This window comes from Cupriavidus sp. CuC1 (assembly GCF_044627735.1).
GTDB classification, from domain to species: domain Bacteria; phylum Pseudomonadota; class Gammaproteobacteria; order Burkholderiales; family Burkholderiaceae; genus Cupriavidus; species Cupriavidus ulmosensis.
The window spans coordinates 1-8,193 of record NZ_JBIUHC010000267.1 but is presented as its reverse complement, the minus strand read 5'-3'; the positions used below and the strand labels follow the sequence as shown (position 1 = coordinate 8,193).

The 8,193-nt window shown below is 58.1% G+C and carries 6 protein-coding genes and 2 pseudogenes; 2 read left to right on the top strand and 6 right to left on the bottom strand.

The window, feature by feature from the left end; translation table 11 throughout:
• Nucleotides 1–332: 332 nt before the first annotated feature.
• Nucleotides 333–734: a cupin domain-containing protein gene (locus ACGLHR_RS49575; protein ID WP_400103216.1), complete on the top strand. Its 402-nt coding sequence runs from the start codon at nt 333–335 to the stop codon at nt 732–734.
• A 260-nt stretch (nt 735–994) separates the two neighbouring features.
• Here the strand turns inward: ACGLHR_RS49575 and ACGLHR_RS49570 are convergent, their stop codons facing one another.
• The gene (locus tag ACGLHR_RS49570; protein ID WP_400103214.1) at nt 995–1,426 is read right to left on the bottom strand and encodes an HU family DNA-binding protein; all 432 of its coding nucleotides are present in this window, start codon (nt 1,424–1,426) and stop codon (nt 995–997) included.
• 158 nt (nt 1,427–1,584) lie between these two features.
• Nucleotides 1,585–1,905, bottom strand: coding sequence for an H-NS histone family protein (locus tag ACGLHR_RS49565; RefSeq protein WP_400103212.1), 321 nt, complete (start codon nt 1,903–1,905; stop codon nt 1,585–1,587).
• A gap of 371 nt (nt 1,906–2,276) precedes the next feature.
• Between ACGLHR_RS49565 and ACGLHR_RS49560 the strand changes: the two are divergent.
• A pseudogene (locus tag ACGLHR_RS49560) lies at nt 2,277–2,516 on the top strand (PHA-granule associated protein 4); the annotation flags it as partial.
• A 459-nt stretch (nt 2,517–2,975) separates the two neighbouring features.
• On the opposite strand, the gene ACGLHR_RS49555 reads toward ACGLHR_RS49560, so the two are convergent.
• The 4 genes and pseudogenes from ACGLHR_RS49555 to ACGLHR_RS49540 all read right to left on the bottom strand — a co-directional run.
• Nucleotides 2,976–5,057: an AAA domain-containing protein gene (locus tag ACGLHR_RS49555; RefSeq protein WP_400103210.1), complete on the bottom strand. Its 2,082-nt coding sequence runs from the start codon at nt 5,055–5,057 to the stop codon at nt 2,976–2,978.
• A gap of 13 nt (nt 5,058–5,070) precedes the next feature.
• Nucleotides 5,071–6,339: a hypothetical protein gene (locus tag ACGLHR_RS49550; RefSeq protein WP_400103208.1), complete on the bottom strand. Its 1,269-nt coding sequence runs from the start codon at nt 6,337–6,339 to the stop codon at nt 5,071–5,073.
• Entirely contained in the window at nt 6,336–6,530 is a 195-nt protein-coding gene (locus ACGLHR_RS49545; protein WP_400103206.1) for a hypothetical protein, read from the bottom strand. Before ACGLHR_RS49545 ends, ACGLHR_RS49550 begins: the two co-directional genes overlap by 4 nt.
• 1,241 nt (nt 6,531–7,771) lie before the next feature.
• Nucleotides 7,772–8,193 (bottom strand): annotated as a pseudogene (locus ACGLHR_RS49540) (transposase); the annotation flags it as partial.

Genomic DNA, 8,193 nt, shown 5'->3' with positions numbered 1-8,193 from the left:
CTCAGAGCACGCCTTTCGGACGCCAGGCTAGCAACGAAATTCGCGTCAAATTGTGTTCTCGACGTGCGGAATGTAAGGCTAGCCGTTAACAAAAAGTGTTGAAACGCGGAGCCAGCTATAGAGCTGGCTCCGCGCTTTTTTCGTTCGGTACCCCACACTAATTATCCGACCAGCACAAGCGGCCGTTGCGCGCGGTGCAGCGGCTGGTAAGACCAGATGTAGAGTGAGCGCTGGCGCACGCTGCACACCAATCCAAGCTGGACCCGTGGCTCTGGCACTTCTAATCTTGAAAGCGGTGCTTACGTTGATTGCCAGACATTTGGAGAAGAAGAATGGAGCAACCACTTCCGGTTGGAGGCCAGCACTTCGTCGTCAGCCACCTCAGCGAGGCCGACTTCAAGACCGGCGGTCTGCGGGGCTACTCGGCCTATCGGGACCTCGGCGTAGCGGCGGCAACGAACGGGCTCGCGCGAGCACATGTCATCCGCATGATAGCGCCGTACCGGCCCGAGTTCAGCGTTCGGCATCACCACAACTTGCAGTTCCAGATGGTGTACTGCCTGAATGGTTGGCTCGAAACCGACTTCGAAAATATTGGTTTGCAAAGGCTGACCGCCGGCTCATGCTGGGTTCAACCACCGGGCATTCGCCACACAGTCGTCGGGTGGTCGGAGGACTGTGAGTTACTTGAAATTTACATTCCGGCGGAGCAGGAAACAGTCAACGACACCTGAGCAGCCGTAGACTCGAGATTACCAGCCGCTTCACGCGCTGCGTAGAAGCAGAGGACATGGACTTCTTCTCATCCGGCATGGATGGGCTCTCGCGGGTCTGGGCCGACCCGCGACGAGGGCTGCCGGAGAATTCGTCGGCAGCCGTTGGCGAGTCGCCCGAGGCTGGGCAAGGACCCGAGGGGCGGTTTCCTCAGTTTTTCAACACTTCTTGCTAACGGCTAGCCTTCCCAGGTTCCTTTTTTATTGGCCCTATACGCAAGTTACAGCGCCGCGTCCTTCAGCTTCTTCAGCGGGCGAACCTTGACCTTGACGGTTGCCGGCTTCGCTGCGAACCATTGGTCCTCCCCGGTGAACGGATTTTTTCCGAAGCGTTTCTTCGTCGCCGCCACCTGAGTGGCAGTGACCTTCAGCAGGCCCGGCAGCGTAAATTCGCCTGCGCCTTTCTTGTGCAGGGCGCTGACAATGGTGTTTTCCAGATGAGCCAACACGGTCTTGACCGTCTTCGCTTCCAGTTCGGTTTGCGCGACCAGGTGGGCGAGGAGACTCGACTTGTTGAATGTCTCCTTCAACGGCTTAGCCGCCGGCGCGGCCACAGCTGCCTTCTTTGCCGCAGCCTTCACGGGAGCAGCCCTCTTGGCGGCAGCCTTAGAGGCTGCTTTGGTTACAGTCTTCGCGGTAGGTTTAGTTGCCATATGGACTAGTCCAAGGTTTTTCGTGAATAGCGCATCGTCCGAAGTATTCTGCTTTCGTCACTAGCGCTCAAATCAGGATAACAAAAATTGTTGAGGGTGCCTATAGCGGGCAGCGCCCAAGCACGCCGAGAACTGGCGTCTGTCACATCACGCTATACCTACTCGGCAATAAGAAACTTGTCACGATTCTTTCCGAGCCAGGCCGGCGCGCGGCCGCGACCAGTCCAGGTGGCACCAGTCTTCGGGTCCATGTACTTTGGCGGCAGCGAGGCCTTCTCCTTCGCCGCACCCTTAGGCTTATCGCCGGCCGCCGGGCGGCCACGGCGACGTTTCGGTGCAATGTCGTCGGCCGTCAACTCATACTCTGCCATCAAAGTCTGGATTTTCTCAATGACGCCAGCCACTTCGGTTTGACGAACTTCGATGAGCTTCGCTTCCAACGCCTCCTTCTCTGCGATGAGTTGCTTGTAGGTTGCCATTTCAATCTCCGTCTATTAATAACAGTTCGATATCCTACAGCACTTCGCCGGATTTTCATCAACTCTGTGAATATAGCTCAGTTGAATAATATTAAGCAGGCGCTGAAATACCTCTCTGTGAATGCTATCCTTTCGTCCTCTTCTGCCCAGTCAGGAAAGGGTAGACCAGTCATAGATTGATTCAATGCATGGAGGCGGCGACGCCGCAGACCTCTCTCGTTGTTCGCCCTTGCGCCCCCCGCATCCCGCATACCCGTGAATGTTAATCGCCGGAGAGGCGTATCGGGTTCAATGCTCCGCCGGCGATTACAATATTGTGCGGGTGCAGGGCGTGGCCCATATGCGCCGAGGATGTGAGTGGGGAGAACGAAATGGCGACAGCTCGAGCTGGCACCAAAGCGGAGGCGCTAAGGCTCCTGGAGACAGAAGGCGTGACGATAGTGGAACTGGACTATGAGGCCGGTTGGCAGGACGCCATTGAACTCGGTCGGCTCGGCCAGAAGGTAGGCATACGCGTGGAATATCGCGGGCAAGAGAACATCGCTGTCAAATCGCCGGCGGCATTGGTCGTCGGCCTGCTGCGGCCAAAAGCGTCGTTCCGGCAGCGGAATTCTCACAGACGGACCAGACATTTAGTGTCTTCTCTCGCTTGGAGCAAGATTTTCTTGAGACAACGAACGTCCGCCAGCTGTATTCACCCAGCGGAGGTAACACCGGTAACGGGGTAACAAGTTGTCCCATCTTCGATAGCCGAGCCATCGCAATCGGGAAAACGCTCACCCCAGTCTGACCGTCCAAGCGACCGATGTTGAGTTATGAGGGCATGAAGGCTAATAAGTCCAGAAGCCGTCCGGCTGGTTGTCTTGCTTCGCTCGGTAAGAACTGCCAAATGAAGCGCCCTATCTACAAAGCGGGATGTCGTGCAACCCCAGCGAGCAGGAAGGCAAGCTGGCCCCTAGAAAGCGAAAGCGAAGCGCAACCCTTAAGCCTGCGGACAGACTCACAGAGCACAAAGCCAGCCCCGGAACTGGGGATGGCTGGCCGTTTGCAGATACCGGCGGCTGACTGGGTTAGAGGTCCTCGACTTCCAAGGCTTCCAGGTTATAGGGGTCCACTTCCTTCGAGTGGACCCAGACTGAGTTGTCTACTGTCTCGGTGCCCAGCGGTTCGATGCCCAGTTGGCCAAGCGTAGTCCACAGGTCGTTCAGTACCTCCTCGCGGCGGCGTGTGAAGCTCGAGGCAAAGCAACGCCAGAACGTCCAGCCTGCACGCTCAAGCACACGCTGCCGCGCCATGTCGTCACCCCATTGGCCAGGCCCATGGAATTGGTCACCATCGCATTCGACCGCGAGACGTCTCCCCTCCTTGCCTTCAACCACGAAGTCAATGCGATACCCGCCACATTGGACCTGCGGCTCGACACGATAGCCTCGCTGCACCAGGGCATCGAACATTTCCAGCTCGAACCCAGACTCGCAGCGCTCACGAAGGACCTCCACCTTGCGAGCGTCTTGTGTAAAGGGTTGGCGGAAATGCCGGATGAGTCGGGCGTTAAGCGTTTCCGCCTTGAACTCCGATTCCGAGACAGACCGGAACAGGTAGGTCCGGTCCCGCGCACGAGACAGCGCTACGTTGAATCGCTGCTCCATGTCCGCCTTCGAGGCCGCGGCACGGTTGCCCGGCGCCAGCACCATCGATACCAGCATGATGTCCCGTTCCCGCCCCTGGAAGACCGGCGGCGGCCCTACAGCAATCTTGCGCTCGACGATATCGGCCGGCGAGAGTCGTTCGGAGACCAGTTTCTGGATATACGCGGCTTGCTCCACGCCCAGTAGGGTGACGACACCGATAGTACGGCCCGCCATCTCCGCATCCTTCAGGATGGTCTCAATCTCATCGACAATGGCCTTGGCTTCGGGCTTGTTCACATCCCCTTGGCGAACACCACCCTTGACCAGGACGTCAACCAGCGGCGGGTCGAGGCGCTCATTGGCCTTGGGTAAGCGCAGCGGCTTAATATCCCCCTGATAAAACTCCCGATTCGAGAACTCAATGATGGCGGGAACACATCGGAAGTGTTCCTTGAGCATCACAGAATTGCCGGCGAACACCACGCGCGCCAGGTCGTAAATCGACTTATCGGGTGTCATCTCAGAGCCGTGCGGCTGATTCGCAAGAAATCGCGTGCTCAACTCTTTGATTTTCTCCTCTGCAGTGCCAACCGCCGACGGGGACACTTGCTTGTGGTCCCCGACAATCAGCAGTTTCTTGCCGCGAAGCAGTGCAGGGAGCGCCCAGATATCCATTTGGCTGGCTTCGTCGCACACCACCAGGTCAAAGAGCCCCACCTCCGGCGGAATGGTCTCGGAGACACGCCATTGCGGCAAAACCCAGCAAGGCACCGCTTGGTACGCCCGCGTCATAGCTTCCCGGGCCGTCCTTCGATGGCGAATAGCTCGGACACCCGTGCCGGAGCCCATGGCTTGGACGGCATTGAGGTAGGCCTGCAGTGCCTGACGAATGCTGTCCGGAGAATTGTTGAACACTCCCAGCCATGTTTTCTCTGCAACCAAGTCTTGGTATGTCTTGGCCAGGGCACCGGTGAGTTGTCGGCGTTCGTCGAACAGCCGGCGCAATTGTTGGTGGCCGTCAATGCGCTCCAGGAACATGCACGCCTTGCGCCAGTTCCAGGCTTCCAGCCAGCTCGCGGGCGTCTGTGGGTCATGCCCCGGCTCCGCAGAAACGGACCGAAGACGGTCTGCCCAGTTGGGCGCGCCGGCCTTTTCAATCGCCTCTGCAACAGAGGCAATTTTATCCAGCGCTGAGTGCAGGCTGTTCAGTCGGGACAGTTCGGTTTGTAGCGCAAGCCACTCGGTTTGTTGGACGCCCTCATCCTCATCAGCATCGCCGACGGAATTGGCAAGGAACGAGCGCATGTCCTCGACAATGGGGCCCGAGTGACCCTCGAGCTTCTGCAGCAACTCTTCAACACGCTTCATGGCGTAAGCCAGCCGGCCTTTGTCGACATGTGCCAATAGGCTGTTTCGAACGGAAACCAAGGCCGCTGCCCCTCCGTTCAACACACCTTCTGCGTGCTGCTTGCCAAAGACGGCTTGGATGCGTCCAAGGAGGTGCTCTTCATATTCGAACACCAATATTCGAACATCACGGATGAGTGCTTGACACTGGACTAGACTCCGGAAGCCTTCTTCGAGCCCGGGAGCCGGAGCCGGGAGGCCAAACTCTGCAGAAAGCGAACCCCAGCGTGCCAGGGTCTTGCGTGCTTCGCCTCGCCACTCCAGTAGGGCTTGGACCGCGGCCCAATCTTCGGCAGAGACCGGCGGTGAAGTACAGCTCAAACGTCCCGGCTCCACCGTCACTGGTCGACAGACCGCGAAACGGTTGCGAGGGCTGGACGCGAACCGTGTCCTCTCCTCGTTCCACAAAACCGCGGATGACCGGAGGCAGCGTTGGCGCACGCTCAATGGTCTTCTTCAGGCGACGAACGTCTTCAATGAAGATATCGCCCGAGCGCTTGCGAGCAAACAGTACCCAGGTGTTTGTCACCTGCAGCTTATCTCCGGGCGAAGGAGGGGTGACATCGTCCGTGCGGGCCTCATAAGAGCCTGTTTGGTCCAGATGGCCCACAGCAGCTTTCAGAACACCGTCGTACGACGATGCCTCGAAGGGATTCACCCGATTGGCGCCATTGGCCAACGTACTTTTCCAGAACGCCTCAAGCTGCCGCACGCCGGGCAGCTCCATTTCCGCATAGCAGTCCAACTCCAGCCTAGGCTCTACGTCACGCGGCCGGACCTCGATGTCAAAGGTCGTGGGGTTCAGGCTGATTTCGCAGGACTGAACAAGGAGGGGGTAGCGAACAGGCGTACCGAAATCCTCTTTTTTCCAGGCTGCGTAGCCTATCCCCCATACCAGCTCAAGGGGTGTTTCGGCTCCGTCCGAGGCAATCGCCTGCTGGAGAGAAAACAGCTGGTTGTACCGCGAAATTGTCTTCCGTCGCGGTCTTTCGGCTGCGGCCCACGGCTCCCACTGGCTCGTGACGTATTCGTTGAATAGGCCCGTAATCACAGGATGGTCGCTCAGCTTGGCGCGAGAGACCTCTTTTTTGCCCTCCATGACTACCGATTCCTGCTTGAGCTCAGGCTGTTTCTCCGGCGTCTTGGGCAGGGTAATCCACGGCTTGAGCTGCTCAACGGGTTCGGGAGCGAGACATTCCTGCAGCCGCGGCACTCGCAGCCAGACGTCATCATCCGCATCCTGCAGGTTGAACTCTAGGGCCGGTAGCCCTTTGAGTTCATGCTGGTGTGCGACGAAATATTCGGCAGGGATGCTGAAGGGAGGCTTGGACTTCAGTTTTTCGACTTGCTCGATGTAGTCGAGCAGGTCAATGACAAGGGACGCGCCTTCGGTCATGGGCGGTATTCCAACGGAGTAGAGGCTTCAGGGGAGGTCGGCACTTCAATGCCATGAACTTGACAGTACTCGAAAACAAGTTTCTCGAGCATGTTGGTCTGGCTGCGCCGTTCATTTGCAGCTGCAGTTTCTAATAGCTGCTTGAATTGGGGCGATACCCGATAGCTGACGGAAACAGTTTTTTCGGCCACGAGGACACCATTTTTGTATAGGACGATACTATACACATTTATCGAACGACGAGCCCTACCGCGCTTTGCAAAGTTCCGGCGCAACTCGAGTGTCAGACCGCGCCGAATCAACAATAGAGTTCTGACACGGCAAAGCTCCGCGAGCAGCTCGAGCTGACATTACTATCGGCCCCGCGGGGCTGCCTTTTCGCAGGAAAGCACGGGTCTTAGCACTACCATGTAAACTAAGCTTTTTTTCTTTAGCCCTTGGTAAGTCCGGCAAGGGCCTTGATGCGCTTACCCCACCGCGGGTCATCAAATAGAAAGGCGACAATAGAACACATTTTTTCATACCCTTTAGCAGGACCAGGGTGCCAAACGTAGGTGTCGATGACGGAGTCTGTCATGGCTGAACTGCGGCATGGAGCGCGCTACTAGCTTCGCTCGCTACGTCCCCGACGCCATACCGCGCCACGGGCGCTCTACCTTAACCTCGCTCGAGCATTGCCCGTTCCGCCGCAGGGTCCGCCCGCGCTCCTGTCTCTGCCCCCTGCCGGCGCCTGCAGGCGGGCTAGGCTTCCCCCCCCCCCGCTCGTGCAACCGCCTTCCCACTCCGCGTACGCTGGGCCCTCCGACGCAGGCGCCGGCTAGTCCGCGGGCTCTGCCCTAAGCCTTACGCACAAGCAGCACACGCTGCGGCACAAGCGAAGCGCGCTTGATAGCAAGGGGGGGGAGCGCCCTCCTGCGCCGGAAGAGGTTGGGGTCTTAACTGCGCCGAGTGACTACTTGCAAGCAAGGGGCTTCGTAGCGTCACGCTCGAGCGTGGCGCGCGGGGCTCCTCCTGTGCTGGATGGGAGTAGCGAGCGATGTGCAACTTTCGTCGTCGAAAGTGGTACTTACCGCGCACACCGTTCGTCGTCGAAACCTGTGCAAGGCTGTGCACACCGTTCGCCACAGGTCGTGCGCAAGGTTGTGCACACCAACCGTCACTGGGCATGCGCAAGGCTGCGCACGGCTGATTGGCATGACGATGCGCAGGTATTTTGACGCCAAAAACTACTCCCCCACACACAGAGCCACACCTGCTTTTTGTCGTCAAAAACTATGATGCATTGCCTGCGCGGGGGTGCTTTGGACTCAATTACCCGCGGCGATGCGGGGTCTGTTGCGTCCAGGGAATTGTCCGCAGAGGGTTCAAAGCACTGGAAACCCGGGGCGACCAACGTCGACGCACTGACGCCAGCACAGAAGTCCGCAATTACTCATAGGTCAGAAATATAGCGGACAGACGGATGCCTGAAGAACGAGCGCACGAGCTTCGGATTGCGTCTAATTTGTGCAAGCTGCTCGTGAATTCGCGGGCCCAGTTTTTCGCCTTTTTGCAAAGGGCGCCGCGCGACACCGTTGCGCTTGACGTGACTCCATACCAACTCATCTTGGATTGAGGTCAGGGGCGTAACCGGGTAGGAAATGCAAGGTCAGTTTGCCCTGCGTGCTGACAACGTAGTCCTTGACGAGGGCCTTCTTATGCGCTGGCAATCCGTCGACGATCAGATGTACTGCCTTCTTTCGATTGAACATCAGCTTCTTGAGCAGCGTGACAAACTACTCACCGCTGAGCCCGCCTTCATACGTTGCAAACCAGAAGGCACCCTTCGAATTGACGGCGGACGCCGCGCTCATG

Coding starts and splice junctions, on each gene's coding strand:
- ACGLHR_RS49565 (WP_400103212.1), bottom strand. CDS start 1,905: ATGGCAACCTACAAGCAACTCATCGCAGAGAAGGAGGCGTTGGAAGCG.
- ACGLHR_RS49550 (WP_400103208.1), bottom strand. CDS start 6,339: ATGACCGAAGGCGCGTCCCTTGTCATTGACCTGCTCGACTACATCGAG.
- ACGLHR_RS49570 (WP_400103214.1), bottom strand. CDS start 1,426: ATGGCAACTAAACCTACCGCGAAGACTGTAACCAAAGCAGCCTCTAAG.
- ACGLHR_RS49575 (WP_400103216.1), top strand. CDS start 333: ATGGAGCAACCACTTCCGGTTGGAGGCCAGCACTTCGTCGTCAGCCAC.